At 77.1% G+C, this 1,688-nt stretch carries 1 protein-coding gene; it reads right to left on the reverse strand.

Going from position 1 to position 1,688, the window contains the following annotated elements; translation table 11 throughout:
- Positions 1-2: 2 nt before the first annotated feature.
- Positions 3-1,439 carry an NAD(P)H-hydrate dehydratase gene (locus tag O3Q52_RS52810; protein ID WP_269655504.1) on the reverse strand — a complete coding sequence of 479 codons (1,437 nt, stop codon included), beginning with the start codon at positions 1,437-1,439 and terminating at the stop codon, positions 3-5.
- Positions 1,440-1,688 lie beyond the last annotated feature (249 nt).

Below are 1,688 nucleotides of genomic sequence, written 5' to 3' on the forward strand. Positions count from 1 at the left end.
GCTCAGCCCTCCATGACGTCCCGCCACGCCTCCCGCACCGCGTCGGCCACGTCGTACGCCCCCACGGGCGCCCCGTCCGCCGCGAACCGCCCCGCCAGCCCGTGGAGATACGCCCCCACGCTGCCGGCGTCCAGCGCCCCGAGCCCGGCGGCGAGCAGCGATCCGGTCAGCCCCGACAGCACGTCCCCGCTCCCCGCGGTGGCGAGCCAGGCCGTGCCGGTGGCGTTCACCCGCACGGCCCCGCCCCCGGGGTCGGCCACCAAGGTGGTCGACCCCTTGAGCAGCACGGTCGCCCCGTACGCCGCCGCGAGTTCCCGTACGGAGGCCAGCCGGGCCCCCTCGACCTCGTCCCGTGAGACACCGAGCAGCGCGGCGGCCTCACCGGCGTGCGGCGTGAGCAGCGTGGGCGCGGTCCGGGCCCGTACGACGTCGCGCTCGGCGAGCCGCAGCCCGTCGGGGTCCACGGGGACCGGCACGTCGGCCCTCAGCACGGCCGCCACGGAATCGGCGTCGTCGCCGACCCCCGGCCCCGCGACCCAGGCCTGCACCCGCCCGGCACGCTCGGGCGAACCGTCCGACACCAGCGTCTCCGGGAACCTCGCGATCACCGCGTCCCCGGCCGGCCCGACGTACCGTACGGCCCCGGCCCCGCCCCGCAGGGCCCCGGCGACGGCCAGCACGGCCGCGCCGGGGTACCGGGCGGACCCGGCCACGATTCCCACGACCCCGCGCCGGTACTTGTCGCTCTCGGCCCCGGGCACGGGCAGCAGCGCCGCCACGTCGGCGTGCTGCAACGCTTCGAGGTCCGCCTCGTCGGGCAGTGAGAGCCCGATGTCGACGAGCCGCACGGATCCGGCGTACTCCTTCGCGGGGTCGACGAGCAGCCCGGGCTTGTGCGTCCCGAAGGCCACGGTCAGATCGGCCCGTACGGCGGCGCCCCGTACCTCCCCGGTGTCGGCCTCGACGCCGCTGGGCAGGTCTACGGCCACGACGGCGGCGCGGGTTTCGCGGGCCAGGTCCGCGAGGGGGGCGGCGTCGGGCCGCAGGCCGCCCTTGCCGCCGATGCCGACGATCCCGTCGACGACGAGGTCGGCGCGACGGATCGGTTCTGCCGCCGCGTCCGCCCCGCGCACTGCGGTGCCGCCGGCCCGGCGCAGGGCCGCGAGCCCACCACTGTGGGTCCTGTCGGGCGCGAGCAGCACGGCTACGACGCCCGCGCCGCGGCGGGCCAGCCGGGCCCCGGCATAGAGGGCATCGCCGCCGTTGTCCCCGCTGCCGACCAGCAGGACGACCCGGCTGCCGTACACCCGCCCCAGCAACTCGGCGCAGGCCGCGGCCAGTCCGGCCGCCGCCCGCTGCATCAAGGCCCCGTCCGGCAGCCGTGCCATCAGCTCCCGCTCGGCGCCCCTCACCGTCTCCACGCTGTACGCAGTACGCATACCCCGAGTCTCCCCCACGGGGCCCTCCGGGGGTTGGCGGTGACATGGTGCGGGTGCGTTGTGGCTGATCACGCAGTTCCCCGCGCCCCTGGGTGAGCAGGGGTCGGGGGGGTCCGTTGGCTGCGAGCCGTCGTGGTTGCTCGCGCAGTTCCTCGCGCCCCTGGGTGGGTGGGGGTTGCGGCTCGGCTTTTGGGTGCGGGGCCGCGTCGGGATGTCCGTCCGCAGCGGGAGACGCGAGGCCCGATTGCC

The organism is Streptomyces sp. ActVer, from assembly GCF_027270795.1.
Taxonomy (GTDB): Bacteria; Actinomycetota; Actinomycetes; order Streptomycetales; family Streptomycetaceae; genus Streptomyces; species Streptomyces umbrinus_A.